Origin of the sequence: Streptomyces sp. NPDC088194, assembly GCF_040702025.1 — a bacterium.
Lineage (GTDB): Bacteria > Actinomycetota > Actinomycetes > Streptomycetales > Streptomycetaceae > Actinacidiphila.
In genome coordinates this window covers 15311-40378 of sequence record NZ_JBFBIV010000054.1, presented here as the reverse complement: position 1 = coordinate 40378, position 25068 = coordinate 15311, and the positions used below count along the sequence as shown (strand labels likewise).

The 25068-nt window shown below is 74.1% G+C and carries 19 protein-coding genes and 2 tRNA genes; 12 read left to right on the top strand and 9 right to left on the bottom strand.

Annotated features, from left to right (window positions below; all coding sequences use genetic code 11):
• Window positions 1-96: 96 nt before the first annotated feature.
• The 6 genes from AB0399_RS26635 (at window position 97) to AB0399_RS26610 (ending at window position 6145) form a co-directional block, all read left to right on the top strand.
• Window positions 97-687: an SMI1/KNR4 family protein gene (locus AB0399_RS26635; RefSeq protein ID WP_329367180.1), complete on the top strand. Its 591-nt coding sequence runs from the start codon at window positions 97-99 to the stop codon at window positions 685-687.
• A 119-nt stretch (window positions 688-806) separates the two neighbouring features.
• Window positions 807-1511: a histidine phosphatase family protein gene (locus AB0399_RS26630; RefSeq protein WP_366413073.1), complete on the top strand. Its 705-nt coding sequence runs from the start codon at window positions 807-809 to the stop codon at window positions 1509-1511.
• Between the two features lie 231 nt (window positions 1512-1742).
• A complete protein-coding gene (locus tag AB0399_RS26625; RefSeq protein ID WP_329367181.1) occupies window positions 1743-2048 on the top strand; it encodes a hypothetical protein in 306 nt (101 codons plus the stop codon).
• Between the two features lie 762 nt (window positions 2049-2810).
• Window positions 2811-3641 (top strand): glycoside hydrolase domain-containing protein, encoded by an 831-nt coding sequence (locus AB0399_RS26620; protein WP_366413060.1) that lies wholly within the window; start codon window positions 2811-2813, stop codon window positions 3639-3641.
• 227 nt (window positions 3642-3868) lie between these two features.
• Entirely contained in the window at window positions 3869-4390 is a 522-nt protein-coding gene (locus AB0399_RS26615; RefSeq protein WP_328466419.1) for a SigE family RNA polymerase sigma factor, read from the top strand.
• Window positions 4391-4495: 105 nt separating this feature from the next.
• Window positions 4496-6145 carry a long-chain fatty acid--CoA ligase gene (locus AB0399_RS26610; RefSeq protein ID WP_366413059.1) on the top strand — a complete coding sequence of 550 codons (1650 nt, stop codon included), beginning with the start codon at window positions 4496-4498 and terminating at the stop codon, window positions 6143-6145.
• A 148-nt stretch (window positions 6146-6293) separates the two neighbouring features.
• Here the strand turns inward: AB0399_RS26610 and metG are convergent, their stop codons facing one another.
• From metG to AB0399_RS26595, 3 genes are all read right to left on the bottom strand, one after another.
• The gene (metG, locus tag AB0399_RS26605) at window positions 6294-7868 is read right to left on the bottom strand and encodes a methionine--tRNA ligase (RefSeq protein WP_366413058.1); all 1575 of its coding nucleotides are present in this window, start codon (window positions 7866-7868) and stop codon (window positions 6294-6296) included.
• Between the two features lie 327 nt (window positions 7869-8195).
• Complete coding sequence (locus tag AB0399_RS26600; RefSeq protein WP_366413057.1) at window positions 8196-12161, bottom strand: PAS domain-containing protein; 3966 nt, start codon at window positions 12159-12161, stop codon at window positions 8196-8198.
• Between the two features lie 374 nt (window positions 12162-12535).
• Window positions 12536-13177: an SSI family serine proteinase inhibitor gene (locus AB0399_RS26595; RefSeq protein WP_366413056.1), complete on the bottom strand. Its 642-nt coding sequence runs from the start codon at window positions 13175-13177 to the stop codon at window positions 12536-12538.
• Between the two features lie 192 nt (window positions 13178-13369).
• On the opposite strand from AB0399_RS26595, the gene AB0399_RS26590 reads away from it, so the two are divergent.
• The 3 genes from AB0399_RS26590 to AB0399_RS26580 all read left to right on the top strand — a co-directional run bounded on the left by AB0399_RS26590 (window position 13370) and on the right by AB0399_RS26580 (window position 15257).
• Window positions 13370-13463, top strand: a tRNA-Ser gene (locus AB0399_RS26590).
• 257 nt (window positions 13464-13720) lie between these two features.
• Window positions 13721-13793, top strand: a tRNA-Arg gene (locus AB0399_RS26585).
• A gap of 480 nt (window positions 13794-14273) precedes the next feature.
• Entirely contained in the window at window positions 14274-15257 is a 984-nt protein-coding gene (locus AB0399_RS26580; protein ID WP_366413055.1) for a hypothetical protein, read from the top strand.
• A 334-nt stretch (window positions 15258-15591) separates the two neighbouring features.
• Here AB0399_RS26580 and AB0399_RS26575 read toward each other — a convergent pair whose 3' ends face one another.
• Both AB0399_RS26575 and AB0399_RS26570 read right to left on the bottom strand, forming a co-directional pair.
• Window positions 15592-16623: an aldo/keto reductase gene (locus AB0399_RS26575; RefSeq protein ID WP_366413054.1), complete on the bottom strand. Its 1032-nt coding sequence runs from the start codon at window positions 16621-16623 to the stop codon at window positions 15592-15594.
• A gap of 120 nt (window positions 16624-16743) precedes the next feature.
• The gene (locus AB0399_RS26570) at window positions 16744-17166 is read right to left on the bottom strand and encodes a VOC family protein (RefSeq protein WP_328466411.1); all 423 of its coding nucleotides are present in this window, start codon (window positions 17164-17166) and stop codon (window positions 16744-16746) included.
• 188 nt (window positions 17167-17354) lie between these two features.
• On the opposite strand from AB0399_RS26570, the gene AB0399_RS26565 reads away from it, so the two are divergent.
• Complete coding sequence (locus tag AB0399_RS26565) at window positions 17355-18371, top strand: WYL domain-containing protein (RefSeq protein ID WP_366413053.1); 1017 nt, start codon at window positions 17355-17357, stop codon at window positions 18369-18371.
• Window positions 18372-18468: 97 nt separating this feature from the next.
• Here the strand turns inward: AB0399_RS26565 and hemC are convergent, their stop codons facing one another.
• Together hemC and AB0399_RS26555 are read right to left on the bottom strand one after the other, a co-directional pair.
• On the bottom strand, window positions 18469-19440 hold the full coding sequence (gene hemC / locus AB0399_RS26560) for a hydroxymethylbilane synthase (RefSeq protein WP_366413052.1): 972 nt from the start codon (window positions 19438-19440) through the stop codon (window positions 18469-18471).
• Between the two features lie 25 nt (window positions 19441-19465).
• A complete protein-coding gene (locus tag AB0399_RS26555; RefSeq protein ID WP_366413051.1) occupies window positions 19466-20089 on the bottom strand; it encodes a hypothetical protein in 624 nt (207 codons plus the stop codon).
• Between the two features lie 139 nt (window positions 20090-20228).
• Here AB0399_RS26555 and AB0399_RS26550 point away from each other — a divergent pair, with 139 nt between their 5' ends.
• The gene (locus AB0399_RS26550; protein ID WP_366413050.1) at window positions 20229-21623 is read left to right on the top strand and encodes a serine/threonine-protein kinase; all 1395 of its coding nucleotides are present in this window, start codon (window positions 20229-20231) and stop codon (window positions 21621-21623) included.
• Here the strand turns inward: AB0399_RS26550 and AB0399_RS26545 are convergent.
• Together AB0399_RS26545 and AB0399_RS26540 are read right to left on the bottom strand one after the other, a co-directional pair.
• Entirely contained in the window at window positions 21605-23059 is a 1455-nt protein-coding gene (locus tag AB0399_RS26545) for a hypothetical protein (protein ID WP_366413049.1), read from the bottom strand. The genes AB0399_RS26550 and AB0399_RS26545 overlap by 19 nt on opposite strands.
• On the bottom strand, window positions 23056-23928 hold the full coding sequence (locus AB0399_RS26540; protein WP_329367211.1) for a class I SAM-dependent methyltransferase: 873 nt from the start codon (window positions 23926-23928) through the stop codon (window positions 23056-23058). The genes AB0399_RS26545 and AB0399_RS26540 overlap by 4 nt, the downstream gene beginning before the upstream one ends.
• A 317-nt stretch (window positions 23929-24245) precedes the next feature.
• Here AB0399_RS26540 and AB0399_RS26535 point away from each other — a divergent pair, with 317 nt between their 5' ends.
• The gene (locus AB0399_RS26535; RefSeq protein ID WP_329367213.1) at window positions 24246-25046 is read left to right on the top strand and encodes a response regulator transcription factor; all 801 of its coding nucleotides are present in this window, start codon (window positions 24246-24248) and stop codon (window positions 25044-25046) included.
• Window positions 25047-25068 lie beyond the last annotated feature (22 nt).

Here is a 25068-nt window from a genome sequence, read left to right as displayed (position 1 = left end):
CGTCTGATGCCACCTCACCACAGGGGTACGACAACGGGCGTGACGGGTCGGCGCGGACGGGCCGCGTTGTCGTAGGTGCGTGCTACGCATGGGGTCATGGACGTGGAGAACGCATCGCGGGAGGAATTGGACGCGCTTCGGGCGGCGTTCGAAGTCGACGACGGGGGAGCGTCGGCGCTCGGGTGGGAGGGGGTGCGGGCGTTCGAGGCGGAGTGCGGGGTGGTGCTGCCGGAGCCGTACCGGACGTTCGTCGCCGAGGTGGCGGACGGTTCGTCGCTCGGGCCACCGGAGTTCGGGCTGGTGAGCCTCGGCGGTGCGGGCGGCGACGACGGGCGGAGCGGGCAGAACGGTCGGAACGGGCAGAACGGTCGGCGGGAAAGGGAGTTGGGGCGGCCGTTTCCGCTGACGGACGCGTGGGTGTGGGAGGACGATCCGCGGCCCGTGGCGGAGATCGACCCCGTCCTTGAGCGGGTGTTCGACGACGGTTCCGTCGTGCTGGGGACGGACGGGTGCGGCATGTACTGGCACCTGGTGGTCTCGGGGCCGCAGCGGGGACACGTGTGGCTGATCACCGGTGAGGGCGCGGTGCCCTTCGGCGCGGAGTTCGGACACACCGGCGGTGACGCGGGTTTCGCGGGGTGGGTACGGCACTGGGCCGCGGACCGGCCCTGGTTCGACGAGGGTTGAGGGGGCGGGCGGGCCGCTGCCGGGCGGTGGATCGCCCCCGGACAGGGCCTAGGTTGGGGGGTGCACGCGGCCACGCGCGGTGCCGCGGTGGAGGAGGAGCCCCGGTGGTGGACGGATCGATGCCGTACGGCTGCGAGTTGGCGCGGCTGACGGTGGTGCGGCACGGGGAGAGCGCGGCGAACGAGCTGTTCGCGCGGGCCGTGGAGACCGGGGACGCGGACCTGCGGGTGGCGGAGCCCACCGACGCGCAGGTGCCGTTGTCGGCGACCGGGGTGCGGCAGGCGGAGGCGCTCGGGCGGTGGCTGGCCGGGCTGGGAGCGCGGGAGCGGCCGCAGTCGGTGATCTGCTCGCCATACGCGCGGGCGGTGCGGACGTGGGAGGTGATGGCGTCGGTCGCGGGCGCGGCGGGGGGGTCGTACGGGCCCGCGCTCGTGGACGAGCGGCTGCGGGACCGGGAGATGGGCGTACTGGAACTGATGACGCCGCCGGCGGTACGCGCGTACGCCCCCGCGGAGGCGGATCGGCGCGAGCGGGTGGGCGAGTGGTTCTACCGGCCGCCGGGCGGCGAGTCGTTGGCGGATGTGGCGTTGCGGGTCAGGGACTTCCTGACGGAGTTGGGGCCCGCGGCGGCCGGGCGGCGAGTGCTGCTCGTGGCGCACGACGCGGTGGTGCCGGCGGTCGGCCGCGTGCTCGCGGGGATCGGTGGGGCGCGGGCCGCGACGATGCCGGCGCAGGTGCCGAACGCGTCGCTGAGCTGGTGGGTGCGCGACGGCGTGGGGATGCGGCCGGTGGTGATCGGCGGGACGCCGCACCTCGACGGCTGATCCCGGCGCGGGGTGGTGCGAGCCCGTACCGAGTGCGTCAAGTGCTGCGGAAAAGGGCGGAAGACGGGTTTATCGACAGATCGTCACGCGTGCGAGGGAAACGGATCATGGTGGGGCATTACGGGCGATCGGGTGGGCAAGTCTGCTGATGGCGACGCCGAACAAGCCGGCGGAGCGGTCGGCCGGCCGCTCCCCGAACCTCAGAGAGTCTGTCCCCTGGGAGGGAACACCATGGCAAGCATCCGTACCGTTCGTGTCCTGGCCGCCGTCGCGGCACTGCCCCTTGCGGGAGTGCTGTTCGCCGGCACCGCCGCGGCCGACAACGGTTCAATTGCGGGTGGCCACTCGAACGCGACGGTGGTGAGCAACTCCGGTGGCAACGTGGGCGGCGGCAACTTCGGGAACGTGACGACGACTCAGCAGGCCGCCACCGGAGCCGGCGCCTCGAACGTGAACAACACGGCCAACGTGGCGGGTTCGGCCTTCACGTCCGTCGACCAGAACACGGTGGGCATCCACTTCTCGCCGCTGTGGTGAGCCGCGGACCGGGCGCGCCTGCCGCACCCGTCCGCTGAGGAGGGGCCTGGTCACACGGGACGCGCGGCGGCGCGAGAGTGCCGTCGCGCGTCCCGGACCCTCGGGGAGGGCGGCGACGAGGGCGGGGTGGGGCCATGGGCGCGGCGGACGTGGGGAGCGATGGGCGGTCACGGTGCGCGGGACGGGCACGACGCGGAGGGGTGAGGAGGAGGTTGGCGAGTGGGGTGAGCTGATGTGAGGTGACGCGAGGTGATGGGGTGGGGCGGTGAGGTGACGTACGGCGGGCGCGGAATCGGGGTCGGCGGTGAGGTGGCGCTGTGCCGGGTCGGGCGGTGGGCGATGAGAGGGGGATCGCCCACGTGGTGGCCTGCTGGTGCGCTGCGGGGGATGCCGGCCCGGGAGGGGCCGCGGGGAGGGCTCGTGGCGGCGTGGCCGAGGGCGGTGCGGCGCTCGCGGTCGAGTGGAGGGGGCGGATAGGGCGGAGGGAGTGGAGGGGCGGTGCTCGCGTGGGGGTGCGAGGGGCGACAACTTGTCCACAGCCTGTGGACAAATATCGGCCGGGGCTGGTTCTCCGGGCCACCGTCGGGTCGCTGCCGGGCCCGGGCCCGCTGGTCCGCGCCGACCCGTCTCACTCCGTACGGCCCCGCATCGCCGCCCGCTCTACCCCCGTACAGGGGCGGCAGGGGCGGACGGGCGGGCGGCTTTCGTGGCCTCCCGGCGTGTCTGCGCGGTGCGGCGGCGTGATCATCGTTGACTCAACGAATGACCGAAACCAGTGCTTTTATCCGTTATTTCCTTGCGGGTGCCCTCGCGCTGACCGGGCTGCTGCTCCCGGCAGTGCCCGCGGACGCCGCCATTCCGTCCGACGCCCAGCGCAACTTCAGCGGGCAGGCGTTCGACACCTGCCAGGCCCCCGACCTCGCCACCATGGACGCGTGGATCGCCCACTCCGACTACCGGGCGGCGGGGATCTACTTCGGCGGCCGGGCCAGGGCCTGCAAGTCGCAGACCCATCTGACCCCGGACTGGGTCCGGCAGACCACCAAGGCCGGATGGAGCCTGCTGCCGATCTACGTCGGCTCGCAGAGCCCGTGCGTGACGGGCTCCAACAAGAACCCTTACCGGATCGACACCAAGCAGCCCACGTCCCAGGGCACGAGCGAGGCCGCCGACGCGGTGCAGCAGGCGGACGCCCTCGGGCTGGACCCGGGCAGCGCGCTCTACCTCGACATGGAGGCGTACGACATCGGGGACGCTTCGTGCGCGACGGCGACGTTGAAGTACATCCAGGCATGGGACAAGGGCGTGGCGGCGGCCGGATACGTCTCCGGGTTCTACAGCAGCGCCGACTCCGGCATCAAGCACATGGCGAAGTCGCGGCTGGCGGGCGTGTCCGACCTGCCGCAGGTGCTCTGGTACGCCCGCTGGGGGGTGACCCCGACGCTCACCGACGAGCCGTCGCTCGGGTCCGACGCGTGGACCCCGCACGCGCGTATCCACCAGTACCACGGCGCCGTCTCCGAGTCGCACGGCGGGAAGAAGCTGAGCATCGACCGCGACCTGGTGGACGCCCCGGTCGCCGTCGTCGGCTGAGCCGTAGCGGACCGCCACCCGCCTGCCGGCCGGGCGTACACGCCCGACGTACCAGCCCCGCGTCCCGGCCCGACCCCTACTCCCGCGAGCCGATCCCCTGCGGGACGGCCACCCCCGGCTCCACCCCCGGGGGGTGGGGACAGCCCCCGGCCTACGACCTGAGGGTGATTCCGTGTCGGCACCTGCGGCCGATCCGCCGACCGTGCCCCGGCTCCTACCTTTGAACCATGACCACGCCAGTGTGCACCAGCGCCAATACGACGCAGTTCACGGCCTACGTCCGGAGCAAGGGCCCGACGCTGCTGCGCACCGCGCGCTCCTTGACCCCCAACCCCTCCGACGCGGAAGACCTGCTGCAGACGGCCCTGACCAAGACCTACCTCGCCTGGGACCGGATCGACGACCACCGCGCGGTCGACGGCTACGTCCGCCGTACCCTCGTCAACACCCGCACGTCGCAGTGGCGCAAGCGCCGGGTGGACGAGTTCAGCACCGACGAACTGCCGGAGCCGGCCACCATCGGGCCCGACCTCATCGAGCAGCAGGCCCAGCGCGACGCGCTGCTGCGGGCGATAGCGCGGCTCCCGCCGCGGCAGCGCGCCATGGTGGTGCTGCGCTACTACGAGGACATGAGCGAGGTGCAGACCGCGGAGGCGCTCGGCGTCTCGGTCGGCACCGTCAAGAGCGCGGTCTCCCGCGCCCTCGGCAAGCTCCGGGACGACGCCGAGCTGGAGCTGTCCGTCGCCTGACCGCACCCGGCGACGGACCGGCGGAATCCCCGCGGGGTAGTGACATACCTAGCGGTATGGACGCAGAATCGCGGGCACACCCCTCGTAGTCGCCCGGAGGCCCGCGTGCTCAGCACTATGCAGGACGTTCCGCTGACCGTCACCCGCATCCTCGTGCACGGCACGCTGGTGCACGGCCGGTCCACGATCACCACCTGGACCGGCGGGGACCAGCCGCAGCGGCGCACGTTCCGGGAGACCGGCGCCCGTGCCGTCCAGCTCGCGGGCGCCCTGCGCGACGAACTCGGCGTCGGCCGCGGCGACCGGGTCGCGACCCTCATGTGGAACAACGCCGAGCACATGGAGGCGTACCTCGCGATCCCCTCCATGGGTGCGGTGCTGCACACCCTCAACCTGCGGCTGCCCGCCGGCCAGCTGAGCTGGATCGTCAACCACGCCGCCGACCGGGTGATCCTCGTCAACGGCACCCTGCTGCCGCTGCTCGCCCCGCTGCTGCCGGCCCTGGAGAGCGTCGAGCACCTGGTCGTCGTCGGCCCCGGCGACCGGTCGCCGCTGGACGGCGTCCGCCCGGCCGTGCACGACTACGAGGAGCTGCTCGCCGGCCGCCCGGCCGGGTACGACTGGCCGGAGCTGGACGAACGCGAGGCCGCAGCCATGTGCTACACCTCCGGGACCACCGGCGACCCCAAGGGCGTGGTCTTCTCCCACCGCTCGGTCTACCTGCACTCCCTCCAGGTCATCTCCGCCGAGTCGATGGGCCTGACCAACCGCGACACCTCGCTGCCGGTCGTGCCGATGTTCCACGTCAACGCCTGGGGCCTGCCGCACGCCGCCTTCATGTCGGGGATCAACCTGCTGATGCCGGACCGCTTCCTCCAGCCCGGCCCGCTCGCCGAGATGATCGAGAGCGAGCGGCCCACCCACGCCGCCGCCGTCCCGACCATCTGGCAGGGCCTGCTCGGCGAGCTGACCGCCAAACCGCGCGACGTCGGTTCGCTCAAGCAGGTCACCATCGGCGGCTCGGCCTGCCCGCCCGCGCTGATGAAGGCGTTCGACGAGCAGCTGGGGGTGCGGCTGGTCCAGGCGTGGGGCATGACCGAGACGTCCCCGCTGGGCACCATCGCCCACCCGCCGGGCGGCCTCACCCCGGAGGAGGAGTGGGAGTACCGCATCACGCAGGGCCGCTTCCCCGCCTCCGTCGAGGCGCGGCTGATCGGCCCGGACGGCTCGCAGATGCCGTGGGACGGGCAGTCCGCGGGCGAGCTGGAGGTGCGCGGCCCGTGGATCGCCGCCGCGTACTACGGCGGCGTCGGCGAGGAACCGCTGCGGCCGGAGGACAAGTTCAGCCCGGACGGCTGGCTGCGCACCGGCGACGTCGGGGTGATCTCCGACGACGGCTTCCTCACCCTCACCGACCGCGCGAAGGACGTCATCAAGTCCGGCGGCGAGTGGATCTCCTCGGTCGACCTGGAGAACCACCTCATGGCGCACCCCGACATCGCCGAGGCGGCCGTGGTCGCCGTCCCCGACGAACGCTGGGGCGAGCGCCCGCTCGCCACCGTCGTGCTGCGCGAGGGCGCCACCGTCGACTACACCGAGCTGCGCGACTTCCTCGCCGAACGGATCGCCCACTGGCAGGTGCCCGAGCGCTGGGCGATCGTGCCGACCGTGCCGAAGACGAGCGTCGGCAAGTTCGACAAGAAGGTGATCCGGAAGTCCTACGCGGACGGCGAGTTGGACGTCACCCGCCTCTAGCGCCGGCCGCGACGAGCGGGACCGCACCGGCCGAACGGTACGGTCCCGCGCCGCGGTTGCGGTGCCGCGCCGACCAATGACGGTGCCGCGCCGCGGTTACGGGCCCGCGCCGTCGCCACGGTCCCGCGCCGTCGTCACGCACCCGCGCTCACCCCTTCGCCTCCGCCCCGATCCGCGGGAACAGCGGGCGGGCCGGGGGCAGCACCCCGTCAACCGGGGTGACCTGCGCGGCGATCCGGGCCGCCGCCCCCGGCAGGAACGGCTCGACCGCCACCGCCAGGGCCACGCACCCGCGGTGCAGCGCGGCCAGGACCGCGTCGAGCCGTGCGCCCGCCGCCGGGTCACCGCCGCGCTCGGCCTTCGCCGACTCCCAGGGACGGGTGGCCTCCACCGCGCGGTTCGCCTCCTCCACGATCGACCTCACCGCCGCGCCGGCCCGACGGAAGTCGAACGCCTCCAGCGCCGCGTCGATCCGCCCGGGCGCCGCCTCGCACGCGGCGGCCAGCTCCTCCGTGCCGGGGGGCTGTTCGTCCGACTCCGGCACCCGGCCGCCACGGTAGGAGTGCACCATGGTGACGATCCGGTTCACCACGTTGCCCAGACCGCCCGCGAGGTCGGCGTCCGCGCGGGCCACCAGACGTTCCCGGGTGTAGTCCGCGTCCCCGATCCGGGGCACGTCGAGCAGCAGCCACCAGCGCACCGCGTCGGTGCCGACCTCCGCGGCCAGTTCCGCCGGGTCCACCGCGGTCCCCGCCGACTTGCTGATCTTGCGGCCGTCGACGGTCAGGTAATCGTGCACCAGGACGTCCGTCGGCAGCGGCAGCCCGGCCGACAGCAGCATCGCGGGCCAGTACACGGCGTGGAAGCGCAGCACGCCCTTCCCCACGAGGTGCACCCGCCGCCCGTCGCCCGAGCCCGTACCGGTTTCCGTCCCCGCGGCCGTACCCCCGGCCGCCTCCGCGCCCCACCACCGTTCGAAGTCCGTTGCCCCGCTGCCGTATCCGAGGCTCGTGACGTAGTTGCCGAGGGCGTCCCACCAGACGTAGACGACCTGGTCGGGGTCGCCGGGCACCGGGATGCCCCAGCCGCGGGCGCGGCGCTGCGAGCGGGAGACGGAGAAGTCGTGCAGCCCGGAGTCGATCAGGGCCAGCACCTCGTTGCGGCGCGCGGCGGGCTCGATCCGCAGGGTGCCGTCGGTGATCAGCGCGCGCAGCCGGTCGCCGTAGCGGGAGAGCCGGAAGAACCAGTTCTCCTCGGCGACGAGGTGCGGCCTGGTCAGGTGCTCGGGGCACAGGCCGTCCGCGGTGAGCTCGTCCGGTGTGTAGAACTGCTCGCAGCCGACGCAGTACAGCCCTTCGTAGTGCTTGCGGTACAGGTCGCCGGTCGCGGCGACCCGCTCCCACAGCCGCTCGACGCCGACCCGGTGCCGGGGGTCGCTGCTGGTGCGGATGAAGTCGTCGAAGGAGAGCGCGAGGGGCTCGCGCAGGTCGGCGAAGGCGGTCGCGTTGCGGTCCACCAGCTCCTGCACGGGGACGCCCTCGGCCTCGGCGGCGAGCACGTTCTTCAGCGAGTTGTCGTCGGTGCCGGTCAGGAAGCGGACGTCCCGGCCGGCCTGGCGGGCCCGCCGGGCCAGCACGTCGGCCTGCACCAGCTCCAGCGCGAAGCCGAGGTGCGGACGGGAGTTGACGTAAGGGATCGTGGTCGTGACGTAGAAGCGCGACATCGGAACCTCCTGCGATCAGGGCGGCGGGGCTCCGACCCGCGACACGCGAACGAGGCCCCGACTCGGGGCCTCGGATGCGTCACACGTTCGCGTCAGCGGCCCCTGCGGGGCATCATCGCGAAGGCGTGTGCGGTCATGGGCCGACCCTAGCAAAGCGCCTGGAGCGGTCCGAACGAATTACCGCCCCCGGGTATTCCGCACCCGCGCTCGCCCCGTACGCAGGGTCCGGTGCCGCCGACGCCTGACTCCTGACGCCTGACGCCTGACGCCTGACGCCCGACGGCCTGACGCCTTCCGTCCGGCGGCCCGCCGTCCGCGCTCGCCCCACTACGTGCCGATCTTCCCCAGCAGGTCCACGATCCTGGACTGCACATCCGTGCTGGTCGACCGCTCCGCGAGGAACAGCACGGTCTCACCGGACGCCAGCCGCGGCAGCTCGGCCGGGTCGATGTCCGCGGAGGTGTAGACGACCAGCGGCGTGCTGTTGAGCCGGGAGTTGCCGCGCAGCCAGTCCACGATGCCCTGGCGGCGCCGCCGGATCAGCATGAGGTCCATCACCACCAGGTTCGGGTGGATCTGGGCCGCCTTGGTCATCGCGTCGGCCTCGGAGTCGGCGTGGGTGACCTGCATCCCGCGCCGCTCCAGCGTGGCCGAGAACGCCATCGCGATCGGGTCGTGGCCCTCCACCAGCAGCACCCGCGGCGGGTGCTGCTCGCTGTCGCGCGGCGCGAGCGCCTTCAGCAGCACCGCCGGGTCGGCGCCGTACGCGGCCTCGCGGGTCGCCTGGCCGAGGCCGGCCGTCACCAGCACCGGGACCTCGGCGGCGGCCGCGGCCTGGCGCAGCGCCTGGAGCGCGGTCCGGGTGATCGGCCCGGTCAGCGGGTCCACGAACAGCGCGGCGGGCGGCTCGGCGACCTGCGCGTCGACCTCTTCGCGGGATCGTACGATCACCGGACGGTAGCCCCGGTCGGTGAGCGCCTGCCGGGTCGAGACATCGGGCTCGGGCCACACCAGCAGGCGGCGCGGCTCGTCCAGCGGTTCCTCGTGGCGGTCGTCGGCGGCCTCGCCGGCGGGCACGTCGGTGACGTCCACCGCGCCGTTCGGCCCGTCCAGCAACTCCGGTCCCTCGGCCGCGCCCGCCGCGGGCGCCCCGATCGCGTACGACCGGCCCGGCGGCTGCGGTTGCTGCTCCTCCAGCGGCGGCACGGGCCGCAGCAGCGCGGTGTCGCGCTCCCCGCCGACCTGGCCGCGGCCGCGCGGGTCCGGCTTGCGCACCGGGAGCTGGCCGCTGTCGGGGTCGGCCTGCGGGTGCTGGCGGGCCTGGTGCTCGCCGCCCGGGCCGGGCTGCTGGTTCGGCACCAACGGCTGCGGGCCGGGCGGCGGTTGGAGCTCCTGCGGTCCTTGCGGGTTCTGCGGCTGGGGTGCGGCGAGCCTGCGCCGGCGCCCGGAACCGCCCGCCGCGACCTGCGCGGGAAGCCCCTGCGGGTGCTGCGCCTGTACGGCCTGGGTGGGCGTCTGCTCGCGCGGGTCGGTGCCGAACGGCACGCCCTGGCCGAGGGTGCGGACGCTTATGGCCCGGCTGTGGGCCTGCTGCGACGGGTCCTGCTGCGGGCCGCCCCGGCTGCCGGGCGTGCCGTCGTGGGCACCTTGCGGGTCCTGGTGCGCGGCGCCCTGGCCACCGGCCTGCGGCCAGGAGGTGGGTCCGGGGCCGGCCGCGGGGTGGCCGGGGTGGTCGTTCGGCGCGGACGGCGCTGCGGGCGCGGGCCGTTCGGGCTCGGGCCAGGTCCGGGGGGCCGGCTGCTGCGGGGGCGCCGCCGGTTCGGGGGCGGGCGCGGGGCGCGGCTCGGCCCGCGCGGCGGGGTCGGTGCCGGGCGCGTCGGGACCCGGCTGCGGCCAGCTCTGGGCGGGCGGGCGCGGGTGACCGTTGTCCGGCGGGTCCTCCCGGTAGGGCATCCCGGGTACGGGCGGCTGCTGCGGCGCGGCTTCGAGGGCGCGGCGACCGCGGCGGCCGGTGCCGGGGGCCGGGTCCTGGCCGCCCTGCGGGTTCGCCGGGTTCAACTGGTTGCCCGGGTTCGGGGCGCCGTCGCGGCCCGCGCCGCCGTCGGCCGGGGGCAGCGCGTTCGGGATGCGCGGCGCCGGAAGCTGCCGCAGCTCGCCGCCACCCTCGGGGGACTGCTCCTCCACGGCCGGACGTCCCCTGCGGGCCCTGCGCCCGGTCGGCCGTACGCCCTCCGCCGGGTCGGCGCCCTCGGGTCCGCCCGGTCCGCCCGGACCACCTGGCCCGATCTGCGGAATCTGCGGCGACGGTGACGGCGATTGCGGCTGCGGCTGCGACTGCGCCTGCGGTGACCGCGCGCCGGCCTCCGGCTGCGGCTCGGCCGCGGCCTGCGGCTGGTCCTGCTGCCCGGCCTGCGGTTGCTCCTGCCCCTGCGGGTGTTCCGGACGGCCGACGGGCCGCCGCAGCGCACGCCGGCGCCCGGTCGGGGCCTCGGTCTGGTCGGCGGCCGGCGGGATCGACCACGGCGCCAGGACCGTACCGGTGTCGTCGCCGGGGTGGGGCGGCTGCGGGCCCGGCTCGGACCGCTCCCCCCGCTCCGCGTCCGTCCCGCCGCCGGGTGCCGCGTGCGAGCGGCGGGCAGCACGCCCGCCGGGCACCGGACCGTCGGGCCCCGCACCCGTCGCCGCTCCCGCGGCCGTACCCGCGCCCGCGCGCGCCGCGTCGCCGTTCCCGCCGGAGTGCGCGCCCCCGCGCGAGGACGCGCCCGTACCCCTGCCGCCGGCGGCTCCGGAACCGCCTTCCGCGGCTGCCGCCCGGGCGGCGCGCACCGTGTCCGGGTCGAGGCCGAGCGGCACTTCGAGGACGTACGCGCTGCCCTGGCCCGGCACTTCGTGGGTCTGCAGCACCCCGCCGTGCCGTTCGATGACGCCGCGCGCCAGCGGCAGGTGCACCGGGTCGCCGCCGGCGCTCGGTCCGCGCACGTCGATGCGTACGACGTCGCCGCGCTGGGCCACCGCGACCACGATGGTGGAGTCCCCGGCGTACGCGATCGCGTTGCCCGCCGAGTCCACCCCCGCCACGTCGGCGACGAGGTGGGCGAGCGCCTGGGCCATCCGCCCAGGGTCCACCGACGCCTCGATCGGCGCCGCGTGCACGGCGAACTGGGCCCGGCCGGGCCCGATCAGCTCGACCGCGCCCTCGACGGCCGCGGCCACCACCTCGTCCAGGCCGATCACCGAGCGGTGCAGCTTGTCGTCGCCGCGGTCCAGCCGCTGGAAGTCCAGCACGTTGTCGATCAGGGTGGTGATCCGGGCGTATCCGGCGGAGAGGTGGTGCAGGATCTGGTTGGCCTCCGGCCACAGCTGCCCGGCCGGGTCGGCGGCGAGCCCGGTCAGCTCGGCGCGCAGCTCGGCCAGCGGTCCGCGCAGCGAGGTGTCCAGCAGCGCGCGGAGCTGCCCGGTGCGGGCGGCCAGCGCGTCGTACTGGGTCCGGTCGGTGAACGTCATGACCGCGCCGACCAGTTGGTCGCCGTCACGGACCGGCGCCGTGGTCAGGTCCACCGGCACCGCCCTGCCGTCCTTGCGCCACAGCACCTGGCCGCGTACCCGGTGCTTGCGGCCCGAGCGCAGCGTGTCGGCGAGCGGGGTCTCCTCGTACGCCAGCGGCGAGCCGTCCGGGCGGGAGTGGTGCACCAGCGGGTGCAGCTCCTTGCCGCCGAGGTCGGTCGCCCGGTGGCCGAGGATCTGCGCGGCCGACGGGTTGACCAGCACGATCTTGCCCTCGGTGTCCACGCCGACCACGCCCTCGGCCGCGGCCCGCAGGATCATCTCGGTCTGCCGCTGCTGGCGGGCGAGTTCGGCCTCGGTGTCCACGGTGCCGGACAGGTCGCGCACCACCAGCATCAGCAGTTCGTCGCCGGTGTAGTGCGGCATGCCGTCGCCGAAGTCCGCGTACGCGGTGCGGCTGTCGTCCAGGTTCGCGCTCGTCACCTGGGCCGGGAACTCCGAGCCGTCGGTGCGGCGCGCCTGCATCCGGGTCGGCTTCGTCCGGGTGTCGTCGGCCGCCGCCTCCTGCGGGCTGCGCATCGACCCGGGGATGCGCTTCGGGTCGAACGACGGCAGCAGGTCCAGCAGTCCGCGCCCGACCAGTGCCGTGCCCGGCGCCTCGAAGGTCTCCAGCGCTATCGCGTTCGCGTTGACCACCGTGCCGTTGGCGTTGACCAGCAGCAGCGCGTCCGGGAGGGCGTCCAGTATCGAGGCGAGGCGAGCAGCGCCTCTGGATGGCCTGCTGCTCACGAGACGCGTCCTCCCTGTTACCGCATGTGCTGTTACACGTGGCGCAGTACCCGGTGTGGCGCGCAGTGTCGGGCGCGGCGTCCGGACGAACTCACCTGAGTCGTACGGCGCTGTCGGCTGACGTCACGGGCGGCCCATCTTGCCGCCGCCCACCGGGCCATGTCACTAGACCGAGTGTACGGGTCGGGGTTGCTCCTGTGGCGTTGGACGGTCATGTGCCGTCACGGGGTGGGGGGTTGGGGGTTGTGTGGTGAAGGTGTGGTGTACGTCACGAAAGCGGGAACGCGGGGGTTCCGTGCCTGGCCGGCGGGGTTCCTCGCGTTCTTCGCGTTCTTCGGGTTCCGCGGGTCTTCGGGTTCCGCGTGATGTGCCGTTCAGCTTCGTACGGGGGCGGCGTCTTGGCGCGAGGCGTCGGCCACCGGGTTGGGCAGCGCCGGGACCATGCGGTTCCAGCGGGCCACCTCGCAGCCGTTCGTCCTGCGGTAGGACTCCCGCACCGCCTGTCCCTGCCAGACGCCGGTCACCCGGGCGGACTGCGGGCCGCCGTAGATCATCGAGCACATCTGGCCGGAGGGTACGGCGGGGACGGGGCCGCCGATCTCGGCGAGGTGAGCGCAGGCGGTGGTCGGGTCGGGGCCGGGTGCGGGCACCGGGGTGGGTGCGGGTGCGGGTGCGGGTGCGGGTGCCGGGGCGGGGTCGGGTGTCGGGGAGCAGCTCAGCCGGTAGCTGCGGGTGTGGCCCGCGCCGTCGTCGTACGCCACGTCCAGGCCCGTGCCGGGCTGTTCCGAGGTCCAGATGGCCGGCACCGAGTGGGGGGACACCGAGGCGATCGGGCCCGGTGGCCGGTGCGACGGACGGTGCGGCGGGTTCCCCGAGCCGTACGCGACGCCCGTCAGCGCCGCGGTCAGTACGGCCGCGCCGGTCAGCGCCGTGGCGCCCGGGCGGGCGAGGCGGGCCCATCGGGCGGGCCGAGCCGGTCGGGCGGGCCGGAGGGGGGCGAGCGGCGAAGAGTGCATGCCCTTCTCCTACCGCCGGCCCGCTCCTCCCCCCGGCCAACCACCCCTTCGTGGGCGCGTCCAGGGACCCGCCGACCGGCCAATCCCTTTGCTCTGCCCGGTCGCGGCCTTGTACCGTACTCTCGGATTGGTCGCAGCCCTCCCGGCTGTGCCATCATTTCCCCACGCGCCCGCTCACCCGGGCACGTACCAGGAGGCGTCGCCTAGTCCGGTCTATGGCGCCGCACTGCTAATGCGGTTTGGGCTTTACCGTCCATCGAGGGTTCAAATCCCTCCGCCTCCGCCACCTCTCCCGGAGCCCCGCCGTCCCACCACGGCCGGGGCTCCTTCCTTTTCCCGCACATCCCCCCGGGCTCCCGTCCCCCGGGCGCCACACCCCTCCCGCGCACCTCCTCCACACCTTCCCCCCACCACCCGCACCCCCACGGCGCCGCGTTTCCCCAGCTCACCGCCCCTCTCCCTTATCGATTTCACCTCCCGCGCCCCCTCATGTAATGTTGTTCCCGCGACGCCGACCGGCCCCGAAAAGCCGCGAAGCCACCCGCACTCGTAGCTCAACGGATAGAGCATCTGACTACGGATCAGAAGGTTGCAGGTTCGAATCCTGCCGAGTGCACAGCAGGCCAGAGGCCCCGTGGATCACTCCATGGGGCCTCTGACGTTTGTCTCGACGGCGGGCTTCGACGGCAGCCGCCTCACCAAGCGGGCGCGGGGTTCCATGGCCGGCAACACGGCACCTGGAGTACGTCCTCCTCGTGACGCTGCCGGCCATGCACACGGGAAGGGCGTTCGAGTCCCCGACGTGATTCCTCCCGCTGGTGCCATCCCGGCCGGGCGAAGCCGAGCAGGCGGACGACCGCTGATCCCGGCGGACGGAAGGCGCCATCCCGTGGCGCCGGATCGAGCGGACCACCCGTTGCCACGCGGGGTCGCGACGGCGGGCGGGCGGAGTCGCCGACGCTTGTTTTCAAAAGCCTCACAACTCCTCTGCGAGCTCTGACGTTTCAGCTGTTACGGTCATGCGCCTGCCCTTCGCGCGCAGAACGTGGACATGCCGGCGGCCTTCGGCTGCGAAGTCAGCACAGGGAGACCGCGGATGGACTACTGCTACACGTGCCAACGGATACTCAACGGTGTGCTGGTGTGCCCGGGTTGCGGCGCCTACGCGACCGAGGCGGAGTCGACCGCCGCCATGGCCGGTGGACCGCACGACGGCGCGTACCCGACCGGTCACCTCCGCCGCACCGAGCCGAGCGGTTTCCAGCCCGCGGGGTACTCCGCGGCGCCGGCCCCTCTGCCGGAGTACGTGCCCACCGGTTACGCCGACCCGGCCCCGTACACGTCCACCGGGTTCAGCCCGGCCGCGGCAGCGGAGACCGAGGAGGAGCCGGCGGCGGAGTCCGTGCTCGGGCCCGCGTCGATCGCGCCGACGCTGCACCGGGGTCGCGCGGCCCGGCGCCGCCAGATGGCGCGGTGGAAGAAGAGCAGGCGCCGTGCGGGCGTTGCCACCGCCTTCGCGCTGTTCAGCGGCGGTGTGACCGTGGCGTCGATGCACGCCCACGGCAAGGGCGGCGCGACCACCGCCTCGTCCGACACGGTGGCGCCGGTGAACCTGAGGACCCAGACCTCGCAGGACGGCGGGCCGTCCTCGGTGTCCCCGCAGCAGGCGGGGACCCCCGCGCACCACGCCACCGCTTCGCAGCAGCGGAACGCCGCCGGCACCCCGTCCCACCCGACCGCGCAGGCCACCCACACGGTGACCGACAACGCCGGCGCGGTGCGCATCTCGGACGGCTCCCCGACCGGGCAGACCTCCGTCCAGCACAGCCGGACCCCGCAGACGTCCGCCACCACAGCTCCGACGACCGGCGACTCCGGTACGGGCACGGGCGGTTCGACGGGCACGAGCGGTTCCACGGGCACGACGACCACGGGCGGAAGCACGGGTACGACCGGAGGCGGCACCACCGCCACGTCCCCACCGACCGGCTCCACCCCTTCCACCCCGCCGACCACCACCTCACCGACGACGCCGGCTCCCCAGCAGGGCCTGTGCATCCTGATCCTCTGCATCGGTTGAGCTGATCCGAGGGTTGCAGGTTCGCACCCTGCCGAGTGCACAGCAGGTCAGAGCCCCGCCCGGGTCACCCGGAGCGGGGCTCTTTCGTTCCGTACGGCAGCGAAGTGCGGCAACGGGCCCGGTCGGCGCCGGGGCCCGGCCCGGGAAAGCGGTCGCCCGGGTGCCGGCGCCGTGGAGTGATCCACGAAGCCCTTGGTGCTCGGGGTGGGGCTCAGACGGGCGGTGTGATGTGGGTGGTGGTGAGGTGCTGGTCGAGGAAGGCGGCTGTCAGGTGGGACTCGGCCTCGACGGCGGAGCGTTCGGGGTGGGTCAGGACGTCCATCTCGCGCTCTCCTCAGGCCGCCGCGCGTTCCGCGGTGGGGCGCCGCCGCCGGTCGGGAACGGTGAGTGAGGGCGGCTGGTAGGCGACGTCGACCGGGCCGAGGTCGGTGCCCGGTGGCACGATCTCGTCGATCCGGTCCAGCACCTCGTCGTCTACGACGGTCGAGGCGCCCGCCAGCAGGTCGTCGAGCTGGTCGAGGGTGCGGGGACCGATGATGGCCGAGGTGACGTCGGGGTGGGCGGTGGCGAAGGCCAGGGCCAGGTGGGTCAGGGGCAGGCCGGCGTGCTCGGCGAGGGGGATCAGCCGCTCGACGGCGTCGAGCTTGCGGGGGTCGGTCAGGTGCGCGGGCACCCAGCGCATGCGGGCACTGCCGCTCGGCGCGTGGGCTTGGCGATACCGGCCGGTGAGCAGGCCCATGGCCAGCGGGCTCCACACGAGCACGCCCATGCCGAAGTGGCGTGCGACGGGGAGGACTTCGCGTTCGATGCCCCGGTTGAGGACGGAGTAGGTCGGCTGCTCGGTGCGCAGCCGGTGCAGTCCGCGCCGCTCGGAGACCCAGTGGGCCGAAACGATGTCGCTCGCGGGCAGGTTGGAGGAGCCGAACGCGCGGACCTTGCCGGCCCTGACCAGGTCGGTGAGCGCGGACAGCGTCTCCTCGATGTCGGTGCGCGGGTCGGGGTGATGGATCTGGTACAGGTCGATGTAGTCGGTGTCCAGGCGGCGCAGCGAGCCTTCGACCGCCTTGGTGATCCAACGGCGCGAGCTGCCACCGTTGTTGGGTCCCTCGCCCATGGGGCCGTTGAACTTGGTCGCCAGGACCACGTCCTCGCGACGGCCCTTGAGGGCGCGGCCGACGATCCGCTCGGCCTCGCTGTAACCGTAGACGTCCGCCGTGTCGACGAAGTTGATGCCGCCGTCCAGAGCCCGGTGCACGATGCGGGCGCACGCGTCGTGGTCGGGATTTCCGTTCGGGCCGAACATCATGGTGCCCAGGCAGTAGGCGCTGACCTCGATGCCGGTGCGGCCGAGCGGGCGCATGCGCATGACCGTGTCCACTTTCTGTACGTGCCGATGTGCGTGGCGATGTGCGTGCCGATGTACCTGGCGATCTACGTGGCGATCTACGTGCCGATGCGGCGACGTGGAGGGCGGCGGGTGTGGCGGTCAGCCGGTGTAGGGCGCGGTGACGTCCAGGACCCAGGTCACGCCGAAGCGGTCGGTGAGCATGCCGTACAGCGGTGCCCATGGCGCGGGCTCCAGCGGGCGCAGCACGGTCGAGCCGTCGGCCAGGCGCTGCCACAGGGCGCTGACCTCGTCGGTGTCCTCACCGCGCACGGACACGAAGAACGGGTTGGCGCCCGGCTCGTACGGCATCGCCGAAGGCACGTCGTAGGCCATGACGTGGAAGCCGTCGTCGGCGGACACCTCGCCCCACATCACCCAGTCCGCCTCGCTCTCGTCCTGGACGTTGCCGGCGTCCTTGTAGGTCACGGCGGCGGTGCGCCCGCCGAAGACGGACCGGTAGAAGTCCAGCGCTTCGCGGGCCGAGCCGCGGAAGTTCAGATGCGTGGTGGTGGTGACGGACATGGGCTGCTCCTCGCCTGGGTGGGTGCCGGGATGTGCGCACGGACAAGCCGCACGGACAAGCGCACGGATGCGCGCCGGCCGGGGCGACCGCGAAGCGGCGGCGTGAGAGGCCCTGCTCCGCGGTTCGGTATCCACCGTCGCACCAGTAGAGGACAGGTGGTGTCCGCTACTCCGGCCATCATGGAGACATGCAGAAGACGTCCTCGCGCCTCCTCACCCTGCTCTCCCTGCTCCAGGCCCGCCGGGAGTGGAGCGGCGCGGACCTGGCCGAGCGGCTGGAGGTGACCGTGCGTACGGTGCGCCGCGATGTCGACCGGCTGCGTGCGCTGGGCTATCCGGTCGCCGCGGCCAAGGGACCCGCCGGCGGATACCGCCTGGAGCCCGGGGCGCACCTGCCGCCGTTGCTCTTCGACGACGAGCAGGTCATCGCGCTGGCGGTCGCCCTTCAGACCACCGCGCACCGCGCGCTCGCGGAGGACGCCGGCCGGGCGCTCGCGACGATCCGGCACGTGCTGCCCCCACGCCTGCGGCAACGCGTCGACGCGCTCCACGTCACCGTGGCCGGGCCGCCTGGGCCGGCTGGACCGTCTGGACCGGAGACCTCGGCGCCGGCCGAGGACCTGGAGGTGCTCACCGTGCTGAGCGCCGCGATCCAGCGCCATGAGGAACTGCGCCTGGACTACGCCCCGCACCGCGACGCCGCACCGCAGCGGCGCCGGGTGCAGCCGCACCACCTCGTGGCCTGGCGCACCCGCTGGTACCTGCTGGCCTGGGACCTCGACCGCGACGACTGGCGGACCTTCCGCACCGACCACCTGACCCCCCGCGCGCCGACGGGCCCGCGCTTCGCCCCGCGCCAGGTGCCGGGCCACGACGTCTCCACGTTCGTCGCCGGCCGGTTCCGCGGGTCGGACGGCACCGGCGCCGCCTGGCCCTGCCAGGGCGAGGTCGTCATCGACCTCCCCGCCACGAAGGTCGCCCCGTACGCCGACGACGGCACGGTCGAACCCCTCGGCCCCGCGCGGTGCCGGCTCGTCGCCGGGTCCTGGTCCTGGACCGCCCTCGCCGCCGGCCTGGGCCGCTTCGACGCGGACCTGCGCGTCGTCGGACCGCCGGCCCTGCGGCGAGCCTGCGCCACGCTCGCCCGGCGCTACGCGGGTGCCGCGGCCCCGTACGCCGAAGGCCCCGCGGACCAGCACGCGTAAGGAGCCCGACCCGGCCCCGACCCGGCCCCGACCCGGCCCCGACCAGGCCCCGACCAGGCCCCGAACCCAGCCCCGGGTCAGGCCGGATCTGCCCGGGTCAGTGGGGAATGGCGAGGATGATGTCGGCGGCGCCCTGCCGGAGGAGGTCCGCGGCGGCGCGGGCGCCGAGGGTGGCGGGGGTGTCGGTGGAGCGGGCGGTGAGGTGGGTGTGGACGGAGGTGGAGCCGTCGGCGGAGAAGACCATGCCGCGCAGGGTGAGCGCTCCGTCGGGCGCGGTGGTGCAGTGGCCGGCGATGGGGCTGTTGCAGTGGCCGCGCAGGTCGCCCAGCATGGCGCGTTCGGCGGTGATCTCGGCCGTCGTCCGCTCGTGGTCGAGGCGGGACAGCAGGCCGGCGGTGGGGCCGTCGTCGTGGCGGCACTCCAGGCCGAGGGCGCCTGAGCCGACGGCCGGGAGGATCTCCTGGACGGTGAAGACCTGGCGGCCGCGGTGGGTCAGCTCCAGCCGGGCCAGGCCGGAGGACGCGAGGATCATGGCGTCCGGCCGGCTGCCGGTCTGCTTCCTGCCGTCGAGGGTGTCGATGCGGGTGCCGACGGCGCCTCGTACCCGGACGACGTCGAGGTCCGGGCGGAGCCGGTGGAGTTGGGCCTTGCGGCGTACGGCCGAGGTCGCCACGGTGGCGCCGGCCGGGAGGTCGTCGAGGGTCCGCAGTTCGGAGCCCTCGGGGAAGAGGAGGACGTCGCGGACGTCGTCGCGCGGGAGGTGGGCGGCGAAGACCAGGCCCTCGGGCAGCGGGGTGTCGCCGGGGACGTCCTTCACGCAGTGGACGGCCAGGTCGACCTCGCCGCGCTGGAGCATGACGTCGATCTGCTTGACGAACAGGCCCTTCCCGCCGAGCTCGGACAGGTCGCCGTGCCAGCGGTCCGCCTCGGTGGTGACGGGCACCAACTCGACCTGGAGACCCGGCTGTTCCTTGCGCAGGAGGTCGGCCACGAGGTTGGCCTGGGCCAGCGCCATCGGTGAACTACGGGTGCCGATCCGCAAGGTCCGGTCGGCCGGGAAGGTGTTCATGGGGCCAGTCCTCTCGTTCCGGCTCCTACGGTAGAGGGTCGGCCGGTCGTGCCGGGGCTGCCCCCGGGCACGGTACGTCGCCGAGATCGCCGAACCTGCGGACCTCCGGCGCCAGCACGGCCATCGCCGTGGCCAGCCGGACCGGATCGAGGTCGCTCAGGGTGGTGCCGAGCCCGAGCCGCACGACGCCCCGGAAGGCGGCGGCGTCGCCGGGGTCGACCTGGGTGGCGAGGTAGGCGTCCAGCTCTTCCAGACCGGGAACCGGGGGAAGGGCGGGGACCGGACGGGCGGCGCGGCGGTGCACCGTCAAGCTGCTGGTGCGGCCCCAGAAGTGGTCGTCGCCCGACCAGTCCACCGCCACCACGTCGGCCCAGGGCACGAACTCCGGTGCGCGGAAGGGCAGGAGGCGGTGGAGCGTGATGCCCCGCTTGTCCACCCGGACGGCCTTGCGGCGACTGGAGCAGACCGCCGCGGTCCACAGCGCGAACGGGCTGAACACCAGCTCGATGTGGTCCAGGTCCGGGGGTTCCACGTGCGGGAGGAAGCCCACCCCGATCAGCAGGGCCGTGACCGCGAACCAGCTCGCTCCGGCACGTGTCCAGCCGTGCCGGACGACGTACGCCCCGGTGAAGCCCCCCATGGCCACCACGATGGCACACCTCCGCGCAGCTCGCCGCCGTCGTGCAGGTCCCGGTGCCGGTCCCGGTGCCGCGATCGGGTTGGGGGCGGGCGGCGGTCTCTGGGAGGGTGGGGGCGGCTGGTCGGCGGCTTGGGGGCGGGAGTCGGAGTTGGAACGCATTGGTGGGTACAGCGTGGTGCGGCGGCTCGGCGAGGGCGGCATGGGGGTGGTGTGGCTGGCCAGGTCGCGCGGCGGGCGGCTGGTGGCGGTGAAGGTGGCCCGGTCGGAGCTGGCGGCGGACGCGGTGTTCCGGGAGCGGTTCCGGGCGGAGGTGGCGGCGGCGCGCAGCGTCGGGGGGTTCCACACCGCGCAGGTGGTGGACGCTGACCCGGACGCGGAGGCGCCGTGGCTGGCGACCGCGTACGTACCGGGGCCGACGCTCGCGCGGCTGGTGGCGGAGCAGGGGCCGATGGACGAGGCGCGGCTGCGCGGGCTGGGGGCGGCGCTCGCCGAGGCGTTGCAGGCGATCCACCGCTGCGGGCTGGTGCACCGGGACCTGAAGCCGGCGAACATCGTGATGGCCGAGGACGGGCCGCGGGTGCTGGACTTCGGCATCGCGCGGGCGGTGGAGAACACCCGGCTGACGGTGACGGGCACGGCCTTCGGCACCCCCGGGTTCCTCGCGCCCGAGCAGGCGGAGGGGCGCGAAGTCGGGCCTGCCGCCGATGTGTTCGCGCTCGGCGCGGTGCTGGTCGCGGCCGCGGGCGGCTCCGCGTTCGGCGGTGGCACCCCGGTCGCGCTGATGTACCGCTCGGTGCACCACGAGGCCGATCTCAGCGCGGTGCCCGAGCGGTTGCGGCCGATCGTGGCGGCCTGCCTGGACAAGGAGCCGGCGCGCAGGCCGGATACGGACCGGCTGCTGGACTGGCTCGACCCGGTGGACCCCTCGGACCCGGCGGACGTGGCGGACCCGGCGGACCCGGCTGACGTGGTGCCGGGCGTGGCCGTCACGGACGCACGTACGGGTACCGGTACGGGTCCGGCCCCGGTCGCCGCCGCCGTATCCGTCCCGCTGGTTCCCCCGATGCCCGGCTACGCCCCCGCGCCTCCCGCGCCCTCCGCCCCGCTGCCGCCCTCGCCGTACGCCCCGCCCTCGCCGTACGCCCCCGCGGCCGGCTACGGCTATGCCGCACCGCCGCCGTTCCCCGCCGCCGTGCCCACGCCCCTCGCGGCTCCCGGCACCGGGTACGCCGGGCCGCCCGTGGACCAAGTCCCGCCCGACGCACCCGAGTTCCTCGCCATGGACCGTAAGAACGCGGTCGTCGCCGACGCCGACGGCATCTCCCTCGGGGTCAACGGCCGTGTCGCGGAGTTCCCTTGGCCGGCGATCCACACCGCCTGGTGCGAACGGGCCACCGGGCGCGGCCATGTGCTGCTGGTGGCGGTGGCGCTGAACGACGGAAGCATCCACTCCTGCGAGGTCGGTACCCGTGACCCGGCCGAACTCACCGCGTGGCTGGCCCACTTCACGGCGCTGATGGCGTACTACGAGCCGGAGGACTGACCCGGCTGCTGCGGCACCCCGGACGCGTCGCCCGCGGCACCCGGCGCCGCGCCGCCGCCCCCTTCGACCGTACCGACCGTCCCCGTCGGCCCAACCGCGGTGGCCGGCAGGGCAGTCGGAGCCGTCACGGCCTCGATGGCCGCGGCCCCGACCGCCGCTGCCGCCGCGCCCGCCGCCGCCACGCCCGCACCCGCCGCCGCCACCACCGTCGACACCGGTGCGGGCCCGTTCGGTCCGCTCGGTCCGTTCGGTCCGGCCGGCGCCTCCGTCGCGTCCCGCCGCTGGAACGACCTGCGCAGCGCCCCCGGCAGCATCGCCGCGACCAGCCCCGACGTCGCCATCCCGAGCAGCCCCACGACGACCGCGATCTTCGTCCACAGCGACACCTGCGGCAGCACGAACACCGCGATGTCCAGGCCGAAGGAGGCCGCGCTGACCACGGTGAGCGCGGCGGCGACCCGGTTGAGCCGGGTGTCGAGGGCCTCGGCCCGCTCCGAGGCGGCGGCCAGCAGTGAACTGCTCACGTAGCCGAGGAGTTTGTCGGCGCGCTCCTGCGTGTCGTCGAGGCCGATGGTCTGCCGCGCGGCCAGGTAGCTCGCGCGGTGCGCCTGGGAGGACTCCACGCGGTAGCTGTCGAGGTGGTGGAAGTCGGCCCACAGGCCGTCGAGGAAGCGGCGGAAGGCGTGCACGCCGGTGTTGGCGGGGTGCGCGTGCGCCAGGTCGCCGAGCACCCAGCGGCCGGCGATGAGCGCCCCGGCGAGCAGGGACTGCTGCGCGACCGCGATGTCGGTCGGCTCGGTCATCGTCAGCAGCTCGGCCAGCGCGGTGTCCGGGTCGCGGTCCCAGGCGTAGGTGTACGGCAGCAGGATGCGGCAGTCCGGGCCCGAAGAGACCGCGGGCACGCGGGAGTCCGGCTGCCATGGCGGGTCCTGGCCGACGAAGTGCGCGTTGTAGCGGGCCGATCGGCGGTCGATCGGTGAACTCGGGCCGGCCACCGCCAGGTCGGGGCGCAGCGCGATGCTGCGGAGCAGCCCGCTGTTGACGGCGGCGGACAGCACGGCGGACAGGATCGGCGCGTCGGTCTCGCGCAGGACCCGGTTGATGTCGGCGTCCAGGGCGTCGAGTTCGAGCAGGTTCAACGCGCGCAGGTCCTGCTCGTGGCGCAGCGCGTAGACCACCAGGATGGTGCCGGCGGCCAGGACGCGGGCGTGGCAGGCGACGACCTCCACCCCGGGCAGCGCGACGGCCGGTCGGATCATGCCGGTCATGTCCAACTCGACGGTGATGTCGGGGTTGTAGGCGAGGGAGCGCAGGCTGCCGAGGACCGGCTGTAACTCGCCGTGGCCGGGCACGGTGAAGGCGTCGAGCGAGGTGGTCGGGGTGCGGTGGTGCAACGGGTAGGCGCGGCACTGGAGATGGAGTACCCCGGTGCTCACGCGACCGCTCCGGACGGCCCTGCCGCGCCGATCGCTCCCCGCGTGCCCGGGGTGCCCCAGGACACGGCCACGTACTCCGGGATGAGGGCGGACTCGGGCACCACCACCCGGTCCAGGTAACGCCGTTGCAGATCCTCCGGGCCCTGGTCGTCCAGGGGCGCGCCCAGCAGCGCGGCCAGCTCGGCGTGCGTGTGGTGGCTCGCCTCCTCCGGGACGGACCTGCTGCGGAACCAGGCGCGCTGCTCGGCCAGCACCACGCTGCCCGAGGCCGCCGCCGGCCAGTAGCTCACCGCGGTGACGGCGGTCGTGCCGAACTCCGCGCCGAGCGTCACCACCGCACGCGCGTCGGCGGGCGGCAGGTAGAAGACGACGCCCTCGACGACGTACGCGACCGGCCGCCCGGCCGCGACCGCCCGCACCTGCTCCGCCACCGCGGCGCGGTCCGCGGGCACGGCCAGGTCGGCACCGATGTGCCGCACGTCGCGCACCGGCAGCGTCCCGTCGGCGGTCAGCTCGGCCGCGCGCAGCCGCTTCGCCTCGGCCATGTGCGGCAGGTCCACCTCGACCGCGACCGGGAAGCGCAGCAGCCAGGGGTACGACGAGAAGCCCGCGCCGCACACCACCAGCACCGTGTCCGGGTCGGCCCGCAGCGCCTCGGCGAGGGTGTCCGCGATGAACCGGCCGCGGAGCGAGACCACCAGGTCGTCGTGCGGGTAGACGGCGTCGGCGAACTCCTGCCACAGCGCCTTGACGCCCGGCCGTTCCCCCTCGGGAATCCACGCGGCCGCCGGCCCGTCCTGGGCGAGGTCGGGCCGGCGGGCCCGCGACTCGTTGACGAGATATGCCGTCAGTCCGACTCCACCCTGCATCGTGAGACCTGCCCCCGTTCGTGACGTGACGTCATCATGGCTGTCAGCCAGTCGACTTCGTACCTTCGTACCATCGCGGGGTGGGGCGGCCGCAAGGGGGCGCCGGTACGCCGGTAAGCGCCTGCGCCGGTACGCCTGCGCCGGTACGCCCGCGCCGGTACGCCCGCGTACGTGCGCGGCCCGCCCCCGCCCCCGCCTCGCCCCGTCCACCGGCTGGTGCACCCCTGCCCCGCTTTACTCCACCGTCACCGGATTCTCAGAGTTTTCACAGAAACGGATTAAGGCTCCTCTCATAGCCGGTGCACAGGGTGTCCCGTATGCCTTCCACTTCATCGGCGGCCACCCGCTCCACCCACCCCGCCGCCCCCGCGACCCACACCGCCCCCGCGTCCGCCCCGGCCGGCGACCTCGCCCGCCCGGACGGCTCCCCGGTCCGCGTCCTCGTGGTGGACGACGAGGCCCCGCTCGCCGACCTGCTCTCGATGGCCCTGCGCTACGAGGGCTGGCAGGTCCGTACCGAGGGTGACGGCGCGAGCGCGCTGCGTTCCGCCCGTGAGAACCGCCCCGACGCGGTGGTGCTCGACGTGATGCTCCCGGACATGGACGGGCTCGAAGTGCTCGCCCGGCTGCGCCGCCAGACCCCCGACGTGCCCGTGCTCTTCCTCACCGCGAAGGACGCGGTCGAGGACCGGATCGCCGGGCTCACCGCCGGCGGCGACGACTACGTGACCAAGCCGTTCAGCCTGGAGGAGGTCGTCGCCCGCCTGCGCGGACTGCTGCGCCGCTCCGGCGCCGCCGCCATCCGCAACGAGTCCGTGCTCGCCGTCGGCGACCTCGTCCTGAACGAGGACAGCCACGAGGTCAGCCGCGGCGGCGACAACATCCACCTCACGGCGACCGAGTTCGAGCTGCTCCGCTACCTCATGCGCAACCCGCGCCGGGTGCTGAGCAAGGCGCAGATCCTGGACCGGGTCTGGTCGTACGACTTCGGCGGTCAGGCCAACGTCGTCGAGCTGTACATCTCCTACCTGCGCCGCAAGATCGACGCCGGCCGCTCGCCGATGATCCACACCCGGCGCGGCGCCGGCTACCTCATCAAGCCCGGCGAACCGGTGTGACCCGCCCCGCACCGACCGCACC